The organism is gamma proteobacterium symbiont of Axiagastus rosmarus (assembly GCF_059730925.1).
Genome location: NZ_AP035925.1, coordinates 2473956 through 2497761, shown reverse-complemented (window position 1 = coordinate 2497761; position 23806 = coordinate 2473956). Strand labels below are relative to the sequence as shown.

Sequence of the window (23806 nt, the reverse complement as noted above, 5' to 3'; positions counted from 1 at the left end):
CTGACTGTTTGAGCGTACTTAAACCGGGTACGCTTAGTTTTTCCCACTGCCTGCGAGGGCCGTGGGATTTTTTTTGGCTTGTAATCAGGGTGTTCAGTCAGGTGGGGAGGGGAGAATGCGGGCAATAAAAAACCCCGGACCAGCCGGGGTTTGGAGACGGTAGCGCTCTACAGCAGAGACTTACGCGCTTTCCGGACGGGTAGCCGGTGCGGTAGCCTGATGCGTGGCGCTGTGACCACCGGCTGAACCGCGTCCTTCGAAGTTGAAGGCCGGACGGACCCAGTCACTGTGACGCACGGGCTCAGGTTCCCATGCCGGTGCCGGTGCTTTGGTCATCGGCGCCGTAGCGTGATGCTTAAAGCGGGTCTCAGCATTGCTGACCCCGGTATCACGGGCGGCAACCGGTGCGTGCGGTTCGGTGACCGGCGCGACTGGTGCTTCGGCCGCTACCGGCGCGGACAGCACTTCTTCTACCTGCGCTTCAACCGCGGGTGACACCTCGATCGGAGCCTGTTCCGCTGCGCTAACCGCTTCGGTAACCACTGGCGGCGTCTCTTCGGCAGGCGTAACAGCCGGTTGCGCTTCTGCTGCGGTTTCCTGTGCAACTGCTTCATCGGCTGCGGAAATCACTGCTGGCTGGTGATCAACCGGTGCCGCCACTGGCGTCAGGTCATCAGTATTCACCACCGGCACCTCAGTGTGCGCCTGCGGTTCAGCCTGATGCACCACTTCTGGCGCTGGCGTTTCTGGCTGTGCCACGGCTGCGGCTTCGACAGCCACAGGCAGTTCTTCCGCCGGGGCGGCATCCTGATAGCCATAGTCTGGCATTTCGTTCAGCGCCTGGTTAGAAGTGAAGTGCTCGTGAGTCTGCGTGACCGGATAGGTGATCCACACTTTGCCTGACGCCATCTCTGGTGAGGCAGCTGCTGTTTCCAGCGGCATCGCAGACTGCGTAGGGTAACGCTCGTCACGATAGCGACGACGACGCTGACCGCTGACGCGCAGATGACGCGGTGAGCGACGTGAACGGCGCGGCATGTTGGCCCCGTCACGGTTCTCGCTGTCATCCTGCTCATCCTGAGCGGTTTCAGCTTGCTCTTTCAGCTGGGCGCGCTGGCTGTTTTCCTGCACCGCTTCAGTAACGGCAGCGGCAGGCAGCTCAGCAGGGATCGCGTCAGCGTTGTCATCTACGCGCACGCGCTGACTGAGCTGGCGCTGTTTGCGACGCGGCATAACCTGAACGCGTTCGTCTTCCTGCGCAACGCTGTCATCAACGCTATCAACAACAGGCACCTGCTCAGCAACTTGCGGTTCCTGCTGCGCACGCTTCTCTTCCTGACGACGACGCTGACGCTCAGCACGCTGTTCGCGACGCTGTTGCTGCTGCTCATCACGCTGCTGCAGTTGCTCTTCAGTCAGCGCCGGACGCTCGCCACGCGCGTCATTCTGACGCTTGTTACGGCGGTTATCCTGATCGCGTGGCTCGCGGGCTTCACGAGGCTCACGGGGTTCACGCGGCTCGCGCGCTTCACGTGGCTCACGGCCTTCACGGTTCTGCGCATGCTCACCGTTACGCGGCGTGCGCTCGCGGCGATTGTTGTTGCGACGGTTGTTACGACGCTCACCACGCTGCTGCGTATTCTCACCGTCAGCCGTTTTCGCTTCGGTCTTCTCTTCAGCAGGGGCCGCGGCGGGGGCATCACCAGCAAACAGTTTTTTCAGGCCACCCAGCAGGCGCGCAACAAAACCGGTGCTGACCGTCGCGGGTGCTGCGACCGCCGGTTTGGCTTTGACGTCAACCGCTGCCGGCTGGCTCTCTTCACTCACTTCAACCGGAGCCGGTGGTGCATCCGGCATCACGAAGGCGGCCAGTGCAGGCTGCTCCGGACGACGACGCTCAGCGTGCTCTTCTTCCGAAGGCAGCGCCATCTCAGCTTCATGCAGTTTCGGCAGGTGATAGGAGAGGGTTTGCGTCTCTTCACCTTTGCGCACGCGCAGCACCGAGTAGTGCGGCGTTTCCATCTGATCGTTTGGCACGATGATGGCACGCACGCCGCCCTGACGTTTCTCAATCGCACTGACCGCTTCACGTTTTTCGTTCAGCAGGTAAGAGGCCACCTGAACCGGCACAATGGCGTGCACTTCTTTGGTGTTGTCTTTCAGCGCTTCTTCTTCAATCAGACGCAGGATCGACAGCGACAGCGATTCGTTATCACGAATGGTGCCGGTACCGCTACAGCGCGGGCAGACGTGATGGCTGGACTCACCCAGTGACGGGCTGAGGCGCTGACGCGACATCTCCAGCAGACCAAAGCGTGAAATGTGGCTGATCTGGATACGCGCCCGATCCTGACGTACCGCTTCACGCAAACGGTTTTCCACGGCGCGCTGATGGCGCACCGGCGTCATATCGATGAAGTCGATAACAATCAGACCACCGAGGTCGCGCAGACGCAGCTGACGGGCAATCTCGTCGGCGGCTTCCAGGTTGGTGTTGAAGGCGGTCTCTTCGATATCGCCACCGCGTGTAGCGCGGGCGGAGTTGATATCGATGGCGGTCAGCGCTTCGGTGCTGTCGATAACGATAGAACCGCCGGACGGCAGACGCACTTCGCGCTGGAACGCCGATTCAATCTGCGATTCGATCTGGTAATGGCTGAACAGCGGAATTTCACCGGTGTACAGTTTGATTTTGCTGCTGAAGTCCGGACGACCGAGCGCGGCGATGTGCTGACGCGCCAGCTCCAGCACTTTCGGGTTATCGATAAGGATTTCGCCGATATCCTGACGCAGGTAGTCGCGGAAGGCGCGCACAATCACGTTACTTTCCTGATGAATCAGGAACGGTGCCGGGCGGCTGTCTGCGGCTTTTTTGATGGCTTCCCAGTGCTTCAGACGGAAGCTGAGGTCCCACTGCAGCGATTCGGCAGATTTGCCGACGCCAGCGGTACGCACGATCAGGCCCATGCCGTCCGGCAGCTCCAGCGCTGACAGCGCCTCTTTCAGCTCGGTACGGTCATCACCTTCGATACGGCGGGAAATGCCGCCGGCGCGCGGGTTGTTGGGCATCAGCACCAGATAGCTACCGGCCAGCGAAATAAAGGTGGTCAGTGCTGCCCCTTTATTACCGCGCTCCTCTTTATCGATTTGTACGATCACTTCCTGGCCTTCACGCAGCACATCTTTGATGTTCGGACGGCCATGCGCGTTGTAATTAGCAGGGAAGTATTCGCGGGAAATTTCTTTCAGAGGGAGGAAACCGTGACGCTCGGCACCGTAATCAACAAACGCAGCTTCGAGGCTGGGTTCAATACGGGTGATTTTACCTTTGTAGATGTTGGCTTTTTTCTGCTCGTGTCCGGGGCTTTCGATATCCAGATCGTACAGACGTTGTCCGTCAACAAGGGCAACGCGCAACTCCTCCTGCTGAGTTGCGTTGATTAACATTCTTTTCATCGTGACTTACTCGTTATTCTCACATGAGTGATAAAGCTGCGGGCATCGTTACCCTGGACGAGAATCAACCGATGGCCCCGTGTCTGCATGCACTGACGTCAACCTCACGGTTGTCGGCGGCTAAAGGGGCGCAAATCTTGTCGGTGGCCTGTTTTTCATAAGGAAAACCAGCGCCTGAAGGTGGAAGTGCTACAGAGTATTCAAAAATCCACACATCCCAGTCTGTCGTCCAGGCCGCAACCCGCAGCCCGCTAAGTGCCTGATTAAACATCACGTCTTACGCCATTGCTGCGTGTCCGTTTCATCCGGCAAAATACCTTAATTTCGCTCTTTTTCCTGCCTGACTCTTTCCAGGACAGAAACCTCTGCATTATTCCATTGCTTAGCAACTTATAGCAAGGCGACTTTTACCGAGCTGTGAAGTTTGTTCATCCTTAACCTGTTCATTTGCAGGGGTAATCATCGCATCGTTGAAAAAGCCAGCATTCTGGCCGCGTAACGCGGCGATAAAGTCAGAGTTAAGCACAGAAAAAGGGGTGGCGCTATCCGGGGACACTATTTAGAATCGCCGCCATGAAAACAGAGAATCCCGGCGTACAGTTTGTCGCCATCACGGCTGAAAATGCCGGTCAACGTATTGATAACTTTTTGCGCACCCAGCTGAAAGGGGTGCCGAAAAGCATGATTTACCGCATCCTGCGTAAAGGCGAGGTGCGGGTGAATAAGAAGCGCGTAAAACCTGAATATAAGCTGGAAGACGGCGACGAAGTGCGCGTGCCGCCGGTGCGCGTGGCCGAGCGTGAAGAGCAGGCAGTGTCGCCCAAACTGGATAAAGTAGCGGCGCTGGAGTCGTGCATTCTGTATGAAGACGATTATCTGCTGGTGCTGAACAAACCGTCCGGCACCGCGGTGCACGGCGGCAGCGGGCTGAGCTTCGGCGTGATTGAAGGGCTGCGCGCGCTGCGCCCGGAGGCGCGTTTCCTTGAACTGGTGCACCGTCTCGATCGTGACACGTCTGGCATTTTGCTGGTGGCGAAGAAGCGCTCGGCGCTGCGTTCGCTGCACGAGCAGCTGCGTGAGAAGGGCATGCAGAAGGATTATCTGGCGCTGGTGCGCGGCGACTGGCCATCGCATCTGAAAGTGGTGCAGGCACCGCTGCTGAAAAACATTCTGCAAAGCGGCGAGCGCGTGGTGCGGGTCAGCGCGGAGGGCAAGCCGTCAGAAACGCGCTTTAAAGTTGAAGAACGTTTTGGCCTGGCGACATTAGTTAAAGCCAGTCCAGTGACCGGACGTACGCATCAGATTCGCGTGCATACCCTGCATGGCGGGCACCCGATTGCCTTTGACGATCGCTATGGCGATCGCGAATTCGATCGCCAGCTGGCACCAACCGGTCTGGCGCGGCTGTTCCTGCATGCTGCCGCGCTGACGTTTACCCATCCCAACACCGGCGAAAGCCTGCGTATGGAAGCGCCGCTGGATAAGGCTCTGAAGCACTGCCTGTCCCAGCTGCGCCAGCAGAAAAAAGCCTGAGAGCGTGGCATCAGCCCAGCGGATTGATGCCCGCCTGCCTTAACAGGCCATTCAGCGCGATCAGCGGTAAGCCAATCAGGCTATTGGGATCGCGCCCCTCCAGCCGTTCGAACAGACAAATCCCCAGTCCCTCACTTTTGAAACTGCCGGCGCACTGCAGCGGCTGCTCCAGCTCGACGTAGCGCGCAATCTCTGCCGCGCTCAGTTGCCGAAAATGCACGGTAAAGGGTTCACACAACACATGCTGCTGCGCGCTGGCGGGGTGAATCAGCGCCAGGCCGGTATAAAAGGTAATGGCTTTGCCGCTCGCCAGCGCCAGCTGCTGGCAGGCGTTCTCTGCGGTATGCGGCTTGCCGGCGATGCGGCCGTCCAGTACACAGACCTGATCGGACCCAATGATCCAGTGCGCAGGATAGCGCGCGGCCAGCGCCTGCGCTTTGGCCATGGCCAGACGCTGCACCAGCTGCGGCGCGGCTTCTCCCGGCAGCGGCGTTTCATCGCTTTCAGGGGCGGCAGTGATAAACGGCAGGCCGAGCTTGCGCAGCAGCGCCTGACGGAACGGAGAGGTTGAGGCTAAAACCAGCGGTGTCATCATTTTTTTGCAGAAGTGATAGCGTAAAGATGACAGGCATTTTAAACTATGCGCCGCACTGGATGCGACTAACGGGTGAAAGATGCTGTAAACCGGCCTTTTTCTTTGACTCTATGACGTTACAAAGTTAATATGCGCGCCCTATGCAAAAGGTAAAATTACCCCTGACGCTCGATCCGGTCCGCGCCGCGCAAAAACGCCTGGATTATCACGGTGTTTACGCACCTGAATTGGTGGCGCGCCTGGCCGAAACGGTCGTGAGTGTGGACAGTGATGTGGAATGTGCCATGTCGTTTGCGGTTGACAACCAGCGCCTCGCGGTTCTGCAAGGAACAGCCGATGTGCAGGTAACGTTGTTATGTCAACGCTGCAACCAACCGTTCCCGCATGCTGTGCACGTAAGCTATTGCTTCAGTCCTGTCTCTTCTGATGAGCAGGCCGAGGCACTGCCGGAAGCCTACGAGCCGGTCGATGTCAACGATTTCGGTGAAATCGACCTGCTGGCGGTGATCGAAGATGAACTCATCCTCGCGCTGCCGGTCGTTCCGGTGCATGATTCTGAACACTGTGAAGTGTCCGACGCGGACATGGTCTTTGGCCAGCTGCCTGAAGAGGCGGAAAAACCAAACCCATTTGCCGTATTAGCCAGTTTAAAGCGTAAGTAATAGGAGTAAGGTCCATGGCCGTACAACAGAATAAACCAACCCGTTCTAAGCGTGGTATGCGTCGTTCGCACGATGCGCTGACCACTACCACTCTGTCAGTAGATAAAGTTTCTGGTGAAACTCATCTGCGTCACCATATCACTGCGGATGGTTACTACCGCGGTCGCAAGGTTATCACCAAGTAATTCTTTGCGGTTACGCAAGGCGATACCTTGACACGTTTGACCCTGGCAGTTGATGCCATGGGCGGGGACTTCGGTCCCTGCGTGACAGTGCCTGCAGCCTTGCAGGCACTGGCCTCTCATTCGCAGCTGGTTCTTCTTCTGGTCGGCGATCCCGACATCATCTCGTCATTTCTTGCCAAAGCGGATTCCTCGTTACTGGGGCGTGTGCAGGTAATCCCTGCCGAATCGGTTATTGCAAGTGATGCCAAACCCTCGCAGGCGATTCGTAACAGCCGCGGCAGCTCCATGCGCGTGGCGTTAGAGCTGGTAAAAGAGGGGAAAGCGCAGGCGTGCGTCAGTGCCGGCAATACCGGTGCGCTGATGGGCCTGGCAAAATTATTACTGAAGCCGCTGGATGGCATTGAGCGTCCGGCGTTGATGACCGTGCTGCCGCATCAGCAGCACGGCAAGACGGTGGTGCTGGATCTGGGCGCTAACGTCGATTCCGACAGTGAAATGCTGGTGCAGTTTGCAGTGATGGGTGCGGTGATGGCGGAAGAAGTGCTGGAAATCAGCCAGCCGCGCGTCGCGCTGCTCAACATCGGTCAGGAAGAGACGAAGGGGCTGGAGACGATCCGCGCCGCATCGGCGGTGCTGCGGGCCTCGCCGCAGATCAACTATATTGGTTACCTTGAGGGGAACGATCTCCTCACCGGCAAGACGGATGTGCTGGTCTGTGATGGCTTCGTGGGTAATGTCACGTTGAAGACCATGGAAGGCGTGGTAAGAATGTTTCTTTCTCTGCTCAAATCGTCAGGTGAAGGAAAAAAACGGGCCTGGTGGCTGAAATGGCTGGGACGCTGGATCCAAAAGCGTCTGGCTAAACGTTTCGGTCATCTCAACCCCGACCAGTACAATGGCGCTTGTCTGTTAGGATTGCGCGGGACAGTGATCAAGAGCCACGGCGCGGCGAATCAACGCGCGTTTGCCGTGGCGATAGAACAGGCAGAGCAGGCGGTGCGCAAGCAAGTTCCCGAGAGAATTGCCGCGCGCCTTGACGCTGTATTAGCCAGGAGTGACAAAGCGTAGATGTTTACCAAAATTATCGGTACGGGCAGCTATTTGCCTGAGCAGGTTCGCAGCAACGCGGACCTGGAAAAAATGGTGGAGACTTCGGACGAGTGGATTGTCACCCGGACCGGTATTCGTGAACGTCGCATTGCGGCACCGGATGAAACGGTAGCCAGCATGGGCTTCACCGCTGCCCAGCGTGCGCTGGAGATGGCGGGCGTGGCAGCCAGCGACGTTGGCCTGATCATCGTGGCAACCACCTCGTCCAGCCACGCCTTCCCGAGCTCAGCGTGCATGATTCAGCAGATGCTGGAAATCAACGACTGCGCCGCCTTCGATCTCGCCGCAGCCTGTGCCGGTTTTACCTATGCACTGAGCGTGGCCGATCAATACATCAAAAACGGTGCGGTGAAGCACGCGCTGGTGATCGGCGCGGATGTGCTGGCTCGCACCCTCGATCCTGACGATCGCGGCACCATCATCCTGTTTGGTGATGGCGCGGGTGCCGTGGTGCTCGGCGCAAGCGAAGAAGCGGGCATTCTCTCCACGCATCTGCATGCCGATGGCCGCTACGGTAAGCTGCTGACGCTGCCGTACCAGGATCGCGCGCATCAGGATGAGCCGGCTTACCTCACCATGGCCGGCAACGAAGTGTTTAAGGTCGCGGTCACTGAGCTGGCGCATATCGTCGATGAAACGCTGCAGGCGAATAATCTCGATCGTGAACAGCTTGACTGGCTGGTGCCGCATCAGGCCAACCTGCGCATCATCAGCGCCACCGCCAAAAAGCTCGGCATGGGCATGGATAAAGTGGTGGTGACGCTGGATCGACACGGCAACACCTCGGCAGCGTCGGTGCCAAGCGCGCTGGACGAAGCGGTACGTGATGGCCGCATCAAGCCCGGACACCTGATTTTGCTCGAGGCCTTTGGTGGCGGTTTCACCTGGGGCTCGGCGCTGGTTCGCTTTTGATTGACAGGAACGCAAGATGACGCAAATTGCTTTTGTTTTCCCGGGACAGGGATCGCAGACCGTCGGCATGCTGGCCGATCTGGCAGCGGAAAATCCACAGGTTGAAGCCACTTTCCGTGAAGCTTCTGACGCCCTGGGTTACGACTTATGGCAGCTGGTCCAGCAGGGCCCGGCTGAAGAGCTGAACAAAACCTGGCAGACCCAGCCGGCGCTGCTGGCAGCCTCGGTCGCGATTTATCGCGTCTGGCAGAGCAAAAATGGCGCGCAGCCCGCGCTGATGGCCGGACACAGCCTCGGTGAATACTCTGCGCTGGTGTGTGCGGGCGTACTGAATTTTGCTGACGCCATCAAGCTGGTTGAACTGCGCGGCAAACTGATGCAGGAAGCGGTGCCGGAAGGCACGGGTGCCATGCAGGCGATTATCGGTCTCGACGACGCGGCAATTCGCAAAGCCTGTGAAGAGAGCGCGCAGGGCCAGGTGGTTTCGCCGGTCAACTTCAACTCGCCGGGCCAGGTGGTGATCGCCGGCAATAAAGAAGCGGTAGAACGTGCCGGTGCCGCCTGTAAAGCCGCAGGCGCCAAACGCGCGCTGCCGTTGCCGGTCAGCGTGCCGTCGCACTGTGCGCTGATGAAGCCGGCCGCTGATAAGCTGGCGGTGGCGCTGGAAAGCGTGACCTTCAATGCACCTTCGGTGCCGGTGGTGAATAACGTTGACGTTAAATGCGAAAGCGACGCTGCAGCAATCCGCAGCGCGCTGGTGCGTCAGCTTTACAGCCCGGTACGCTGGACTGAAGCGGTTGAGTTTATCGCTGCGCAGGGCGTGACCGTACTGCTGGAAATCGGCCCGGGTAAAGTGCTGACCGGCCTGACCAAACGAATTGTGGACAGCCTGACGGCTGCAGCGGTGAACGATCCGTCGTCACTGGCTGCGGCGCCTGGCCAGGAATAAGAGGAAAATCATGAGCTTTGAAGGTAAAGTAGCGCTGGTGACCGGCGCCAGCCGCGGTATCGGACGTGCCATCGCGGAAACGCTGGCGGCACGCGGTGCAAAAGTGGTGGGTACTGCCACCAGCGAAAGCGGCGCGGAAGCCATCAGTGCTTACCTCGGCGACAAGGGCAAAGGTCTGCTGCTGAACGTGACCGATGCGGCCTCTATTGAGAGCGTGCTCGAGAAAGTTCGCGCCGAATTTGGCGAAGTTGACATTTTGGTCAATAATGCAGGCATTACGCGTGACAATCTGCTGATGCGCATGAAGGACGATGAGTGGGCGGATATCCTCGATACCAACCTGACATCGGTGTTCCGCCTGTCGAAGGCGGTCATGCGTGCCATGATGAAAAAGCGCGTGGGCCGTATCATTACCATCGGTTCGGTAGTTGGAACCATGGGTAACGCGGGTCAGGCAAACTATGCGGCAGCAAAAGCAGGTTTGATTGGCTTTAGCAAATCACTGGCGCGAGAAGTTGCGTCACGTGGCATTACCGTAAACGTCGTGGCTCCGGGCTTTATTGAGACGGACATGACGCGTGCACTGAACGAAGATCAGCGCTCGGGCATTCTGGCAGAAGTGCCGGCAGGTCGTTTAGGCGACCCGCAGGAGATTGCCAATGCTGTTGCATTCTTAGCCTCTGACGAAGCCGCCTACATCACGGGTGAGACGCTGCACGTCAATGGCGGCATGTACATGGTCTGATAATCACGAAATCATTTGCATTATCTGCGGTAAACACCGCAGAATAACGCAAAATCGTGGTTCGACCAGCCGGGATTTTGTTGCATCTTTTTCAACATTTTATACACTACGAAAACCATCGCGAAAGCGAGTTTTGATAGGAAATTAAATAGTATGAGCGATATCGAACAACGCGTTAAGAAAATCGTAGCTGAGCAGCTGGGCGTTAAAGAAGACGAAGTGGTTAACGGCGCTTCTTTCGTTGAAGACCTGGGTGCAGATTCTCTTGACACCGTTGAGCTGGTAATGGCTCTGGAAGAAGAGTTTGATACTGAAATTCCAGACGAAGAAGCTGAGAAAATCACTACCGTTCAGGCAGCGATCGACTATATCAATAACCATAAAGGTTAATGAATATCTTCAGGCGGTCATTCGACCGCCTGAGTTTTATGTTTGCCCCACATAGCGTCATTATTTCCCTCCCTGGAGGACGAACGTGTCTAAGCGTCGTGTAGTTGTGACCGGTCTTGGCATGTTGTCTCCTGTCGGCAATACCGTAGAGTCTACCTGGCGTGCTCTCCTTGCCGGTCAGAGCGGCATTAACCTGATCGACCATTTTGATACCAGTGCCTACGCAACGCGTTTTGCGGGTCTGGTGAAAGATTTTAACTGCGATGAATACATCTCGCGCAAAGATCAACGCAAGATGGATGACTTCATCCAGTACGGCATTGTGGCCGGTATTCAGGCTATGGCGGACTCCGGTCTGGTCGTAACCGACGAGAATGCCGGACGCATCGGTGCGGCTATCGGTTCCGGCATCGGCGGTCTGGGTTTGATCGAAGATAACCATACCTCGCTGGTCAATGGCGGTCCGCGCAAAATCAGCCCATTCTTTGTGCCTTCAACCATCGTTAACATGGTCGCTGGCCACCTGACCATTATGTACGGCCTGAAAGGCCCGAGCATCTCGATTGCGACCGCCTGTACGTCTGGCGTGCACAATATTGGTCACGCTGCCCGTATCATCGCGTACAACGACGCGGATGTGATGCTGGCCGGCGGTGCTGAAAAAGCCAGTACGCCACTGGGCGTGGGCGGTTTCGGCGCGGCGCGTGCGCTCTCTACCCGTAACGACAATCCGCAGGCGGCAAGCCGTCCGTGGGATAAAGATCGTGACGGTTTCGTGCTGGGCGACGGTGCCGGTATCGTGGTGCTGGAAGAGTACGAACACGCGAAGAAACGCGGTGCGAAGATTTATGCGGAAATCGTCGGTTTCGGCATGAGCAGCGACGCTTACCACATGACATCTCCACCGGAAGACGGTTCAGGTGCAGCCGCAGCGATGGTCAACGCGCTGCGTGATGCGCAGCTGGACCCGGCGCAGATTGGCTATGTTAACGCGCACGGCACCTCAACGCCGGCCGGTGACAAAGCCGAAGCGCAGGCGGTGAAGTCGGTGTTTGGTGCGGCCGCGCACAGCGTAATGGTCAGCTCGACCAAATCGATGACCGGTCACCTGCTGGGTGCAGCGGGCGCGGTAGAAGCGATTTATTCGATTCTGGCGCTGCGCTACCAGGCGGTTCCGCCGACCATCAACCTCGACAATCCTGACGAAGGTTGCGATCTGGATTTCGTGCCGCACACGGCGCGCCAGGTCAGCGGACTGGAGTACACGCTGTGTAACTCCTTCGGTTTCGGCGGCACCAACGGCTCGCTGATCTTCCGCAAGGTTTAAGCGCTATCCAGCCGAACAGAGGCCCGCAATGCGGGCCTTTTTTATATTTTGTCACGCAGTGGCGTGGAATGTTACGCGCCACAGTGCTATTCAACGCTGACGCCAGCGGCAGAGGAGAAGCGCATGTGGATTAACGGAGTGGCACAGGACACCCTTTCTGCCCGCGACCGCGCGGTGCAGTTTGGTGACGGCTGTTTCACCACGGCGGCAGTCAGAGAGGGCCGTATCCAGCTGCTGGAGGCGCATCTGCAGCGTCTGCAGGACGGCTGCCAGCGTTTGCTGATGGCCGCGCCGGATCGCGCCTTACTGGCGGAAGAGATGCGCCGCGCGGCGGCGGGCCAGCGCGAAGCGGTGCTCAAAGTGATCCTGACGCCCGGCGCGGGCGGACGCGGCTACAGTCGCGCCGGCTGCACGCAACCCACGCGTATCATCGCGCTCGCACCCTGGCCACAGCACTACGCCACGCTGCAGCAGCAGGGCGCGCGGCTGGTGACCAGCCCGGTGCGGCTGGCGCAGAACCCGCTGCTGGCCGGCATCAAACATCTTAACCGGCTGGAGCAGGTGCTGATTCGCCAGCAGCTGGACGCGTGCGACGCTGACGAAGCGCTGGTGCTTGACACCGCCGGGACGGTAGTGGAATGCTGTGCGGCCAATTTATTCTGGCGCAGCGGTGAGGCCATTTTCACGCCGCGCCTCGCGCAGGCCGGCGTTGATGGCATCATGCGTCGTTATTTGCTGGCGCAGCTGGCCCAGGCCGGTCACGACTGCCAGCAGGTAGAGGCCAGCCGAACGGCGGTGTTAAGCGCCGATGAAGTGGTGATCTGTAACGCGCTGATGCCAGTATTACCCGTGCGGCAAATTGACGACGTCACCTTTTCCGCACGCACGCTGTACCAGCAACTGCTCGCCAGTTGCCAGACGATGGAAGCATAATGACCCGAATGAAAAAAATAGTTGCCGGCGCCGTAGTCATCGCTGGCCTGGCTGCCGCATTTAGCTACTGGCAGATTAAACGCTTTGCCGCGACGCCATTAACCATTCACCAGGAAACCCTGTATACCCTGCCGGCCGGCAGCGGTCGCGTGGTGCTGGAAGCGCAGCTGGAGAGCCAGCACATCATTCCGCAAAGCATCTGGTTTGGCCCGTTGCTGAAGCTGGAGCCCGATCTGGCTAACTTCAAAGCCGGGACGTATCGCCTTGAGAACGGCATGACGGTGCGCCAGCTACTGCAGTTGCTGGCCAGCGGCAAAGAGGCGCAATTTCCGCTGCGCTTTGTCGAGGGTTCCCGGCTGAAAGAGTGGCTGGCTGAGCTGCGTAAAGCGCCATACCTTAAACACACGCTGCCGGATGATGAATTTGCCAGCGTTGCGGCCGCGCTTAAGCTTGATGTCAGCCAGCTGGAAGGCGGTTTCTATCCGGATACCTATCTGTATACTGCCAACACCAGCGATGTGGCACTGCTGGAGCGGGCGCACGCGCGCATGAACAAGCTGGTGGATGAGATCTGGCAGGGGCGGATGGCCAGTCTGCCGTATAAAACGCCGCAGCAGATGGTTACCATGGCGTCGATTATCGAAAAAGAGACCGGCGTCAGCGAAGAGCGCGCGCGCGTTGCCTCGGTATTCATCAATCGCCTGCGCACCGGTATGAAACTGCAGACCGATCCCACGGTGATCTACGGAATGGGCGACAGCTATACCGGTACGCTGACGCGCAAGGATCTTGAGACCCCGACCGCGTACAATACCTATACCATCAGCGGTCTGCCGCCGGGACCGATTGCCATGCCGGGGCGCGCCTCGCTGGAAGCGGCGGCCCATCCGGAGAAGACCAATTACCTCTATTTCGTCGCGGATGGCAAAGGCGGTCACACCTTTACCACCAATCTGGCCAGTCATAATAAAGCCGTGCAGGTTTACCGGCTGGCGATGAAGGAAAAAAATGAAAAGTAAGTTTATCGTCATCGAAGGGCTGGAAGGCGCCGGCAAAACCACCGCGCGTGAGGCGGTGGTTGCGGTCCTGCATGAGCAGGGTATTGAAGACGTGGTCTTTACCCGTGAGCCGGGCGGCACACCTTTGGCCGAACAGCTGCGCGTGCTGGTGAAACAGGGCATTGATGGCGAACAGGTGAGTGATAAAGCCGAGCTGCTGATGCTGTATGCGGCGCGGGTGCAGCTGGTAGAAAACGTCATTAAACCGGCGCTGGCACGCGGTGCCTGGGTAGTGGGCGATCGTCACGATCTTTCGTCACAGGCGTATCAGGGCGGTGGTCGCGGGCTCGACACTCAGCTGATGACCACGCTGCGCGATGCGGTGCTGGGCGATTTTCGTCCCGACCTGACGCTTTATCTCGACGTCACGCCGGAGATTGGCCTGCAGCGTGCCCGGGCGCGCGGCGAACTGGATCGCATTGAGCAGGAGTCGCTGAACTTTTTTACCCGCACGCGCGAACGCTACCAGGCGCTGGCCGCTGCCGATCCAACCATCAAAACCATCGATGCGACACAGCCGATTGATAATGTGACAGCGTCACTTAAAGCCGTGCTGCGTCAGTGGCTGGCAGGTCAGGCGGCATGAACTGGTATCCGTGGCTGAACCAGCCGTACCGACAGATCATTGCCCGCCATCAGAGTGGACAGGCACATCATGCGCTGCTGATTCAGGCCATCGACGGCATGGGCGACGATGCGCTGGTGTGGGGCGTCAGTCGCTGGCTGATGTGTCAGCAGCCGCAGGGACTGAAAAGCTGCGGCCAGTGTCACGGCTGCCAGCTGATGCAGGCACACACCCATCCGGACTGGTATCGGCTGGAAGCGGAAAAGGGGAAAGCCTCACTCGGCATTGATGCGGTTCGCGACGTCAGTGAGAAGCTGTACCATTTTGCCCAGCAGGGTGGCGCGAAAATTGTCTGGCTGCCGGATGCGACGCAACTGACCGAAGCCGCCGCCAACGCGCTACTGAAAACGCTGGAAGAGCCGCCCGCCAACTGCTGGTTTTTCCTCAGCGTGCGCGAGCCGTCGCGACTGCTGGCCACGCTGCGCAGCCGCTGTATGACATGGCATCTTTCGCCGCCGGAAGAGATGCACAGCCTGCAATGGCTGCAGAAACAGCAGCCGCAGCCGGAAGCGATACTGCGCGCGGCGCTGCGTCTGAGCAACGGGGCACCTGCTGCGGCGCTGGCCTTGTTACAGCCGGACCGCTGGCAGGCACGGCAAACGCTGTGCGACAGCCTGAACAGCGCACTGAGCGGCGATATTCTGCAGCTGTTGCCGGCGCTCAACAGCGACGATGTGGCGGTTCGCCTCGGCTGGCTGCTTTCGCTGCTGGTGGATGCGATGAAGGTGCAGCAGGGCGCCAGCAACTGGCTGAGTAATGGCGATCGCCCGGACGTGGTGACGCAGCTGGCGCAGCAGTTCAGCAGCAGCGCGCTGAATGCCAGCGTGCAGCAGTGGCTGCAGTGTCGCGAGCAGCTGCTGCATGTGGCGGCGCTTAATCGTGAACTGATTCTGACCGACCGTCTGCTTGCCTGGGGACGTTTGCTGTCTCCCGCGACGGTTGGCTAAGGGTAAAAGAGAAATCTATGTTTATTGTTGATTCGCACTGCCATCTTGATGGCCTTGATTATGAAACCCAGCACCGCGATCTGGATGACGTGATTGCCAAAGCGGCGGCGCGGGATGTGAAATTCATGCTGGCGATTGCCACCACGTTGCCGGATTACTACAAAATCAAACAGCTGGTCGGCGATCGCGACAACATCGCGCTGGCCTGCGGCGTGCATCCGCTCAATCAGGAAACGCCGTATGACGTGGAAGAGTTTCGCCGTCTGGCGGCGGAAGAGCAGGTGATTGCGCTGGGCGAAACCGGGCTGGATTATTTTTACCAGCAGGAGACCAAAGCGCAGCAGCAGGCCTCGTTCCGTGAGCATATCCGCACCGGCATTGCGCTGAACAAGCCGATTATTGTGCACACCCGCGATGCGCGCGAAGACACGCTGGCCATTCTGCGTGAAGAGCAGGTAGAGCGGTGCGGCGGCGTGCTGCACTGTTTCACCGAAGACAAAGAGACGGCGGCGCAGCTGCTGGATCTTGGGTTCTACATCTCCTTCTCCGGCATTGTGACCTTCCGCAACGCCGAACAGATTCGCGAAGCAGCGCGCTATGTACCGCTGGATCGCATTCTGGTTGAAACCGATTCACCCTATCTGGCGCCGGTACCGCATCGCGGCAAAGAAAACCAGCCTGCCTTCACCCGCGACGTAGCTGAGTATATGGCCGTGGTGAAAGGCGTCGATCTTGCTACCCTGGCGGCCGCCACCACGGAAAACTTCTCCCGCCTGTTTAAGGTGCCGATGAGCCGACTCGGCGGCTAACGCGCTTTATTTCAAACTCTGTAATTAATCTTAAATCACTCATCTGCGCTGCGTGTTTCGCGGTGCAGGCAGTGATTTATTGCTGTTTATAGCAGCAAGTCAGTAAGAAATGACTGAAATTTCAGCACTGTGTTTGGTGAAACGTGATAGCCGTCAAAGTAACGTGTCGTCATTTATTTTACCCTTCGTAATAAATCAAAAGACGCTCAGCGTCACCCCGGCTAAGGATCCTCCCCCTTTGCCATGCGCACTGCGCTAAAAAATGCACTCATACTCAGGAGCTTCTATGTTCAAGAACGCATTTGCGAACCTGCAAAAGGTAGGTAAATCGCTGATGTTGCCGGTATCGGTTCTGCCGATTGCCGGTATTTTGTTAGGTGTTGGTTCTGCTAACTTCAGCTGGCTGCCGGAAGTGGTTTCCCACGTGATGGCCGAAGCGGGTGGATCGGTGTTTGCTAACATGCCGCTGATCTTTGCGATCGGTGTGGCACTGGGCTTTACCAATAACGACGGCGTGTCGGCGCTGGCCGCCGTGGTCGCCTACGGCATTATGGTGAAAACCCTGGCTGTGGTCGCGCCGCTGGTTCTGCATCTGCCGGCAGCCGAGATTGAAGCCAAACACCTCGCCGATACCGGGGTGCTGGGCGGCATTATTGCCGGTTCGATTGCAGCCTATATGTTCAACCGCTTCTACCGTATCAAGCTGCCGGAATACCTCGGCTTCTTTGCCGGTAAGCGCTTTGTGCCGATCATTTCCGGTCTGACCGCGATTTTCACCGGTGTGGTGCTGTCCTTCATCTGGCCACCTATTGGTACCGCGATTCAGGACTTTTCGCAGTGGGCGGCCTATCAGAACCCGGTGGTGGCGTTCGGTATTTACGGTGTAGTTGAGCGTGCGCTGGTGCCGTTTGGTCTGCATCACATCTGGAACGTTCCTTTCCAGATGCAGATTGGTGAATTCACCAACGCGGCTGGTCAGGTCTTCCACGGTGACATTCCGCGCTACATGGCGGGTGACCCGACTGCCGGTAAACTGTCTGGCGGCTTCCTGTTCAAGATGTACGGTCTGCCGGCTGCGGCTATCGCCATCTGGCATTCTGCTAAACCTGAAAACCGCGCCAAAGTGGGCGGCATCATGATCTCCGCCGCGCTGACCTCGTTCCTGACCGGTATCACCGAGCCGATCGAGTTCTCGTTCATGTTCGTGGCACCGATCCTGTACGTGATCCACGCCATCCTGGCGGGCCTGGCGTTCCCAATCTGTATTCTGCTGGGCATGCGTGATGGCACCAGCTTCTCACACGGTCTGATCGACTTCATCGTGCTGAGCGGCAACAGCAGCAAAATCTGGCTGTTCCCGATTGTCGGTATCATCTACGGTCTGGTGTACTACACCGTGTTCCGCGTGCTGATCGCAAAACTGAATCTGAAAACCCCGGGTCGTGAAGACACCGCGATTGAGCAGAGCAGCGCCACCGGCAGTGAAATGGCGGGCAAGCTGGTCACGGCGTTCGGTGGCAAAGAGAACATCACTAACCTTGATGCCTGTATTACCCGTCTGCGCGTCAGCGTGGCGGACGTAGCGAAGGTGGATCAGGCTGAACTGAAAAACCTCGGTGCGCGTGGTGTGGTGGTGGCGGGTTCCGGTGTGCAGGCGATTTTCGGCACCAAGTCCGATAACCTGAAAACCGAGATGGATGATTATATCCGCAGTATGTAATCAGGCAGCTATCGTGCACGAAGCGCGCATGATGGTGACAAGCAGTAAGAGGCGGCAGAGGAGTAAAGTGTCCCGCGACAGGGATGTCGCGGGCCAAGCCCCAGGGATGGTTTATAGCGTCTTTACGATCTGACGCCTCTTACTGCGCAAGCACAGCCCCTCATCCGAGGGGTTTTTTATTTTACCGCCGCCAGACACCGCCCGCCGCGCCAGCGTGAAAAAAAGTGATGCAAAGGCAGCCATTTAATGAAGAAAAGTGGTCCTGAGGTTGAAAGAAACGGAATTCCTCACGCATACTGCCTGACTGAACTCAGGCTTAAGGAACTGCACCATGGCTGAAGAAACCATTTTCAGTAAAATCATTCGTCGCGAAATTCCCGCCGACGTGGTTTATCAGGACGAACTGGTCACCGCCTTCCGCGATATCGCGCCCAAAGCGCCTACCCATATACTGATTGTCCCCAATGTACTGATTCCGACCGCCAACGATGTGCAGGCGGCGCATGAGCAGGCGCTGGGCCGCATGGTTACCGCCGCCGCGAAAATTGCCCGTGATGAAGGTATCGCCGAGGATGGCTATCGCCTGATCATCAACTGCAACCGTCACGGTGGGCAGGAGGTTTACCACATTCATATGCACCTGGTCGGCGGACAGCCGCTGGGCCCGATGCTGGCCATCTAACCTCAGGCGGACCTTGTGATGCGTCAATGGCTGAGCGGCTTGCTGTTGCTGACCCTGGTGGGCTGCAGCAGCGATAAGCCGATGATCAACACCTCCCAGTCGCTGGTGATGGAGTCTGCCGTACTGTCGGCGGGCATCATCACCGATGAGCCCGCGCTGACCAGCCGCGACGGCCAGCAGCGCGCCGCCAGCGTGCTGCAAAATCTGCGTGAAACGCCGGTCACCGTTCACTATCGTTTCTACTGGTACGATGACAAAGGGCTGGAGATTGAGCCGCAGGAACCGGCGCAGACTCAAACCGTACCGGCGCACGGCAGCGTAGAAGTGGCCTCGCAAATGGGTAACCCGACCGCCAGCAAGGTGCGTCTCTATCTTTATCTTTGAGGAGTAACCTGTGATTCGCAGTGTACAACGTTCCGGCGCGCTACTGTTTGCGCTGATGCTCACCGGTTGTGTGGTGAAACAACAAACCCCGGCGCCGGTTGAACCGACGCAGCCGACCACGCCAACCCAGCCAGAACAACCGCCCGCGCAGCCAGTGCCGCCGCCGCAAACTGTGCCGCAGCCGCCGAAGCTGAAAACCATCAACTGGAACGCCAGCGTCCAGCCGTTAGTCGCCAATATGGTGCAGTCGGCGGGCGTCAATCCGGGCAGCGTGCTGCTGGTGGATCGCATCAAAAACAGCACCAACGGCTCGCTGCAAACGGAAAAAGCCACGGCAGCGATTGAGAACGCGCTGGCGAATAACGGCAAGTTCAGCCTGGTCTCAAACGATCAGCTTAATCAGGCGAAGCAAACGCTCGGCCTGTCGCCAGAGGATAGCCTCAACTCGCGCAGCAAAGCGATTGGCCTGGCGCGCATCGTCAACGCGCAGTATGTGCTGTACAGCAACGCGCAGGGCGATGTGAAAGCCCCTGCGCTGCAAATGCAGCTGATGCTGGTGCAGACCGGCGAAATCATCTGGTCGGGCAACGGCGTTGCACAACCCTGATCCCCGGCTGCAGCATCTGGTTCAGCAACAATGGCCGACGGCGCAAGCTGCCGGTCATTTTTTCGCGCTGCCAGGACTGAGCGGTAACAGCGTACAGGTGCGCAGCGAGCAGGGCGATCTGCTGGCGCGCCGGACGCCGTCGCAGCCCATCCCGTTTGTCGATCGCCAGCGCGAATACCGCATCCTGCGTCAGCTGCGTACTACGGCGCTGGCGCCGCAGCCGCTGGCGTGGCAGGCGCCGTGGCTGCTGCAGCGCTGGCTGCCGGGCGAGGTGCTGTCGCCGGATCAGTTCAGCGCGCAGCGCGCAGCGGTGCTGACGCTGCTGCTGCGCCTGCATCACCAGCCGCTGACCGGTTATCGCTTACGGCTGGCACCGCTGCTGCAGCGCTACTGGCAGCTATGTCAGCAGCGGCACTGGCGCTGGCAGCGGCGCTTAAACCAGTTGCTGCAGCGCGGCGAACCGTCGCCGCTGCGGCTGGCACCGCTGCACATGGACGTCCACCCTGGCAATCTGATTGCCACACCGGATGGCCTGCGTTTAATTGACTGGGAATATGCTGCGGATGGCGATGTGGCGCTGGAGCTGGCCGCTGTCGGCGCGGTGGATGGCGCTGAACACGATTACTGGATAACCGACTATGCCGCCGAGGCGCGGCTGTCTGCAATGGCGCTGCGGCGTCAAAGCCGGCGCTGGCAGCCTTGGCTGCAGCTGCTGATGGCCAGCTGGTATCAGCTGCGCGCCGAGCAGAGCCACGACCAAACATTGCAACGGCTGGCGCAGGCCAGCTGGCAGGATCTTTAATTCAGGAACCGAAACATGACGATGACAACGCCCGGACCGCTGATGCTGGACGTCGAAGGCTACGAGCTGGACGCCGAAGAGCGCGAAATTCTGCAACATCCGCTGACAGGCGGACTGATCCTGTTCGCCCGCAACTTCCATGATGTTGCGCAGCTGGCGGAGCTGGTACGCCAGATTCGCGTGGCGTCGCGCAACCGGCTGCTGGTGGCGGTAGATCAGGAAGGCGGACGCGTGCAGCGCTTCCGCGACGGTTTTACTCAGCTGCCGGCGATGCAATCGTTCGCCGCGCTGCACGACATGGCGCGTGCTGGCGAGCTGGCGCAGCAGGCCGGCTGGCAAATGGCGGCGGAAATGATCGCCATGGATATCGATATCAGCTTTGCGCCGGTGCTGGATATCGGCCACATCAGCGCGGCCATCGGCGATCGCGCTTTCCACGCCGATCCGGCGATTGCGCTGCAGATGGCGCGCCAGTTTATCCACGGCATGCACGAAGCCGGCATGAAAACCACCGGCAAGCACTTCCCGGGCCACGGCGCGGTCAGCGCGGATTCGCACAAAGAGACACCGCGCGACACGCGCGATGCGGCCACGCTGCGCCAGCATGACATGGCAATCTTCCAGCAGCTGATTGATGAGCAGCTGCTGGATGCGGTGATGCCCGCGCATGTTATCTATACTGAAGTGGACCCGCTGCCGGCCAGTGGTTCGCCTTACTGGCTGCAAACGGTGCTGCGGCAGGAGCTGGGCTTCAACGGGGTGATCTTCTCAGACGATCTGTCGATGGAGGGCGCGGCGGTGATGGGCAGCTACGCGGAACGGGCTCAGCAGTCGCTGAACGCCGGCTGCGATATGATCCTGGTGTGCAATCAGCGTGCTGGCGCGGTGAGCGTGCTGGATAATTTGACGCCGATCCAGGCGACGCGCGTCACGCAGTTATACCATCAGGGACGTTTTGACCGTCAGAGTTTGCAGGCCAGCGAGCGCTGGCGGCAAAATCAGCGTCAGCTCAGTGACCTGCAGGATCGCTGGCTTGCGCACAAAGCGTCGGGCAGATAATCGCCGCTGCCCGGATCTCACTCCACGCTGAGGATAATCATGATCATCTATCTGCACGGTTTTGATTCCAACAGTCCGGGCAACCATGAAAAGGTGCTGCAGCTGCAGTTTATTGACCCGGACGTCAGACTAATCAGCTACAGCACCCGCCATCCGAAACACGACATGCAGTTTCTGCTGAAAGAGTGCGACAAACTGCTCCAGCAGGGCAGCGATGCGCATCCGTTGATTTGTGGCGTCGGCCTGGGCGGCTACTGGGCAGAACGCATCGGCTTCCTTTGCGGCATGCGCCAGGCGATATTCAATCCCAACCTGTTTCCCGATGAAAACATGGAAGGCAAGATCGACCGGCCGGAAGAGTATCTTGATATCGCCACCAAATGCGTCAGCAACTTCCGTGAAAAGAACCGCGACCGCTGCCTGACCATTTTGTCACGTCACGATGAAGCGCTGGATAATCAGCGCAGCGCGGCCGCATTGCACCCGTACTACGAAATCGTGTGGGACGAGGAGGCCAGCCACAAATTCAAAAATATTGCCCCGCATCTGCAACGCATCAAAGCGTTCAAAACCCTTGCCTGAGTGCTGCTGCGCCGTGTGATGCGGCGCACAAAACGTGTAACATTCTGATAATGCAGTGCAAAGATTGATGTACATCAATTTTCTTATGTCCGGATGATTATGCCGTGCTATTCTGCCCTCAGCTCGCGATTAAATGTCGCCAACCCTATGTTTATTAAGGTTTTATATAACCATTAATTAACTTTTGGTTTACAACTTTGAGGGGGTCTTCATTGACTACAAGCATGGAAAAAATCGTCATCGTCGGTGGCGGTGCCGGAGGGCTGGAGCTGGCAACGCAGCTCGGCCATAAACTCGGCCGCAAAAAAAAGGCGGAGATCATCCTGGTCGATCGTAACCACAGCCATCTGTGGAAACCGCTGCTGCATGAAGTGGCGACCGGTTCGATGGATGAAGGTATTGATGCGCTCAGCTATCTGGCGCATGCGCGCAACCACGGTTTCCAGTTCCAGCTGGGTTCGCTGACGCAAATTAATCGCGACACTAAAACCATTGAACTGGCTGAGATCCGCGACGCGGAGGGTGGGCTGCTGGTACCGCAGCGCGAACTGGCGTATGACCGTCTGGTGATGGCGCTGGGCAGCACCTCGAACGATTTCGGCACGCCAGGCGTGAAAGATCACTGCATCTTCCTCGACAACCCGCATCAGGCGCGTCGGTTCCATAATGAGATGCTCAACCTGTTCCTGCGCTTCTCTGCCAGCGAAGGGCAACTGCAGAAAGTCAATATCGCCATTGTCGGCGGCGGCGCGACCGGCGTCGAGCTGTCGGCAGAACTGTATAACGCAGTGAAACAATTGCACAGCTACGGCTATAAAGGTCTCGACAGCAACGCGCTCAACGTCACGCTGGTGGAAGCCGGCGAGCGTATTCTGCCTGCACTGCCACCGCGCATCTCCGCAGCGGCGCACCAGGAACTGAGCAAGCTTGGCGTGCGCGTACTGACGCAAACCATGGTCACCAGCGCAGCAGCCAACGGTCTGAATACCAAAGGGGGCGAATTCATCGAAGCCGATCTGATGGTGTGGGCGGCCGGTATTAAAGCGCCAGACTTCATGAAAGAGATTGGCGGGCTGGAGACCAACCGCATTAATCAGCTGGTGGTCAAAGAGACGCTGCAGACCACGCTGGACGACGACATTTACGCCATCGGCGACTGCGCCTCCTGCGCGCTGCCGGGCGGCGGATTCGTGCCGCCGCGCGCGCAGTCGGCGCACCAGATGGCGTCGCGAGCGCTGGAAAACATCCTCGCCCAGCGCAAAGGCAAGCCGCTCAAAGCCTACGTGTATAAAGATCACGGCTCGCTGGTGTCGCTGTCCCGCTTCAGTACCGTCGGCAGCCTGATGGGGAACCTGATGCGCGGTTCGATGATGGTGGAAGGGCGTATTGCGCGTTTTGTCTACATCTCCTTGTACCGTATGCACCAGATTGCGCTCCATGGATACTTCAAGACCGGTCTGATGATGCTGGTCGGCAGCCTCAACCGCGTGCTGCGTCCGCGTCTCAAACTGCATTAATCGCTGGCGGGCGGTCACCCCCGCCCGCTGCGTGCCCGGCTGCCGTAACCGGCTGATTGCCGTTCATTCAGCGCCAGGTTACGGTGCAATGACACTGCCGCTCAGAACTCTCCTAAAAGCTGGTCCTGCTGGCTTTCCGCTGCGTTTCCTCCATTAATCTGATGTTGCATTTTCGGACCATCTGTAAAACTTATGCCAACGAACACGGCGCGGCGCG

Annotated in this window: 24 protein-coding genes; 22 read left to right on the top strand and 2 right to left on the bottom strand. The window is 58.5% G+C overall.

Annotation, left to right across the window (positions count from 1 at the left end):
• Positions 1–180: 180 nt before the first annotated feature.
• Positions 181–3456, bottom strand: coding sequence for a ribonuclease E (rne, locus tag AC6I8F_RS11705; RefSeq protein WP_498028046.1), 3276 nt, complete (start codon positions 3454–3456; stop codon positions 181–183).
• Positions 3457–4029: 573 nt separating this feature from the next.
• Here rne and rluC point away from each other — a divergent pair.
• Positions 4030–4989 carry a 23S rRNA pseudouridine(955/2504/2580) synthase RluC gene (rluC, locus tag AC6I8F_RS11700; protein ID WP_021506411.1) on the top strand — a complete coding sequence of 320 codons (960 nt, stop codon included), beginning with the start codon at positions 4030–4032 and terminating at the stop codon, positions 4987–4989.
• 10 nt (positions 4990–4999) lie between these two features.
• Here the strand turns inward: rluC and AC6I8F_RS11695 are convergent, their stop codons facing one another.
• Positions 5000–5581: a Maf family protein gene (locus AC6I8F_RS11695; protein WP_498028800.1), complete on the bottom strand. Its 582-nt coding sequence runs from the start codon at positions 5579–5581 to the stop codon at positions 5000–5002.
• Between the two features lie 143 nt (positions 5582–5724).
• Between AC6I8F_RS11695 and yceD the strand changes: the two genes are divergently transcribed.
• The 21 genes from yceD (at position 5725) to AC6I8F_RS11590 (ending at position 23589) form a co-directional block, all read left to right on the top strand.
• Positions 5725–6246, top strand: coding sequence for a 23S rRNA accumulation protein YceD (gene yceD, locus AC6I8F_RS11690; protein WP_058759469.1), 522 nt, complete (start codon positions 5725–5727; stop codon positions 6244–6246).
• 14 nt (positions 6247–6260) lie between these two features.
• Positions 6261–6431, top strand: a complete 171-nt coding sequence (gene rpmF, locus AC6I8F_RS11685) for a 50S ribosomal protein L32 (RefSeq protein ID WP_016192161.1) — start codon at positions 6261–6263, stop codon at positions 6429–6431.
• 27 nt (positions 6432–6458) lie between these two features.
• Positions 6459–7499: a phosphate acyltransferase PlsX gene (gene plsX, locus AC6I8F_RS11680; protein WP_058759470.1), complete on the top strand. Its 1041-nt coding sequence runs from the start codon at positions 6459–6461 to the stop codon at positions 7497–7499.
• Entirely contained in the window at positions 7500–8453 is a 954-nt protein-coding gene (locus AC6I8F_RS11675; protein WP_021506407.1) for a beta-ketoacyl-ACP synthase III, read from the top strand.
• 16 nt (positions 8454–8469) lie between these two features.
• A complete protein-coding gene (gene fabD, locus AC6I8F_RS11670; RefSeq protein ID WP_058775428.1) occupies positions 8470–9402 on the top strand; it encodes an ACP S-malonyltransferase in 933 nt (310 codons plus the stop codon).
• A gap of 10 nt (positions 9403–9412) precedes the next feature.
• Positions 9413–10147: a 3-oxoacyl-ACP reductase FabG gene (fabG, locus tag AC6I8F_RS11665; RefSeq protein WP_021506405.1), complete on the top strand. Its 735-nt coding sequence runs from the start codon at positions 9413–9415 to the stop codon at positions 10145–10147.
• Between the two features lie 153 nt (positions 10148–10300).
• Positions 10301–10537: an acyl carrier protein gene (acpP, locus tag AC6I8F_RS11660; protein ID WP_010617251.1), complete on the top strand. Its 237-nt coding sequence runs from the start codon at positions 10301–10303 to the stop codon at positions 10535–10537.
• A gap of 85 nt (positions 10538–10622) precedes the next feature.
• Positions 10623–11864 carry a beta-ketoacyl-ACP synthase II gene (gene fabF / locus AC6I8F_RS11655; RefSeq protein ID WP_498028045.1) on the top strand — a complete coding sequence of 414 codons (1242 nt, stop codon included), beginning with the start codon at positions 10623–10625 and terminating at the stop codon, positions 11862–11864.
• A gap of 123 nt (positions 11865–11987) precedes the next feature.
• Positions 11988–12797, top strand: a complete 810-nt coding sequence (pabC, locus tag AC6I8F_RS11650; protein WP_283342547.1) for an aminodeoxychorismate lyase — start codon at positions 11988–11990, stop codon at positions 12795–12797.
• Positions 12797–13816 (top strand): endolytic transglycosylase MltG, encoded by a 1020-nt coding sequence (gene mltG / locus AC6I8F_RS11645; protein ID WP_058775430.1) that lies wholly within the window; start codon positions 12797–12799, stop codon positions 13814–13816. The genes pabC and mltG overlap by 1 nt, the downstream gene beginning before the upstream one ends.
• The gene (gene tmk, locus AC6I8F_RS11640) at positions 13806–14441 is read left to right on the top strand and encodes a dTMP kinase (RefSeq protein WP_058775431.1); all 636 of its coding nucleotides are present in this window, start codon (positions 13806–13808) and stop codon (positions 14439–14441) included. The genes mltG and tmk overlap by 11 nt, the downstream gene beginning before the upstream one ends.
• Complete coding sequence (holB, locus tag AC6I8F_RS11635) at positions 14438–15427, top strand: DNA polymerase III subunit delta' (RefSeq protein ID WP_498028044.1); 990 nt, start codon at positions 14438–14440, stop codon at positions 15425–15427. The genes tmk and holB overlap by 4 nt, the downstream gene beginning before the upstream one ends.
• Positions 15428–15444: 17 nt before the next feature.
• Entirely contained in the window at positions 15445–16236 is a 792-nt protein-coding gene (locus AC6I8F_RS11630) for a metal-dependent hydrolase (RefSeq protein ID WP_021506399.1), read from the top strand.
• 286 nt (positions 16237–16522) lie between these two features.
• Positions 16523–17956, top strand: a complete 1434-nt coding sequence (ptsG, locus tag AC6I8F_RS11625; RefSeq protein WP_058759479.1) for a PTS glucose transporter subunit IIBC — start codon at positions 16523–16525, stop codon at positions 17954–17956.
• A 331-nt stretch (positions 17957–18287) separates the two neighbouring features.
• Complete coding sequence (gene hinT, locus AC6I8F_RS11620; RefSeq protein ID WP_021506397.1) at positions 18288–18638, top strand: purine nucleoside phosphoramidase; 351 nt, start codon at positions 18288–18290, stop codon at positions 18636–18638.
• 18 nt (positions 18639–18656) lie between these two features.
• Positions 18657–19022 (top strand): YcfL family putative periplasmic lipoprotein, encoded by a 366-nt coding sequence (locus AC6I8F_RS11615; RefSeq protein ID WP_021506396.1) that lies wholly within the window; start codon positions 18657–18659, stop codon positions 19020–19022.
• Between the two features lie 10 nt (positions 19023–19032).
• The gene (lpoB, locus tag AC6I8F_RS11610; RefSeq protein ID WP_021506395.1) at positions 19033–19629 is read left to right on the top strand and encodes a penicillin-binding protein activator LpoB; all 597 of its coding nucleotides are present in this window, start codon (positions 19033–19035) and stop codon (positions 19627–19629) included.
• The gene (gene thiK, locus AC6I8F_RS11605) at positions 19616–20431 is read left to right on the top strand and encodes a thiamine kinase (RefSeq protein ID WP_498028043.1); all 816 of its coding nucleotides are present in this window, start codon (positions 19616–19618) and stop codon (positions 20429–20431) included. The genes lpoB and thiK overlap by 14 nt, the downstream gene beginning before the upstream one ends.
• A gap of 15 nt (positions 20432–20446) precedes the next feature.
• On the top strand, positions 20447–21490 hold the full coding sequence (nagZ, locus tag AC6I8F_RS11600) for a beta-N-acetylhexosaminidase (RefSeq protein ID WP_141495558.1): 1044 nt from the start codon (positions 20447–20449) through the stop codon (positions 21488–21490).
• A 39-nt stretch (positions 21491–21529) separates the two neighbouring features.
• Complete coding sequence (gene ycfP / locus AC6I8F_RS11595) at positions 21530–22072, top strand: alpha/beta hydrolase YcfP (RefSeq protein ID WP_021506392.1); 543 nt, start codon at positions 21530–21532, stop codon at positions 22070–22072.
• A gap of 212 nt (positions 22073–22284) precedes the next feature.
• Positions 22285–23589 carry an NAD(P)/FAD-dependent oxidoreductase gene (locus AC6I8F_RS11590; protein ID WP_058780742.1) on the top strand — a complete coding sequence of 435 codons (1305 nt, stop codon included), beginning with the start codon at positions 22285–22287 and terminating at the stop codon, positions 23587–23589.
• Positions 23590–23806 lie beyond the last annotated feature (217 nt).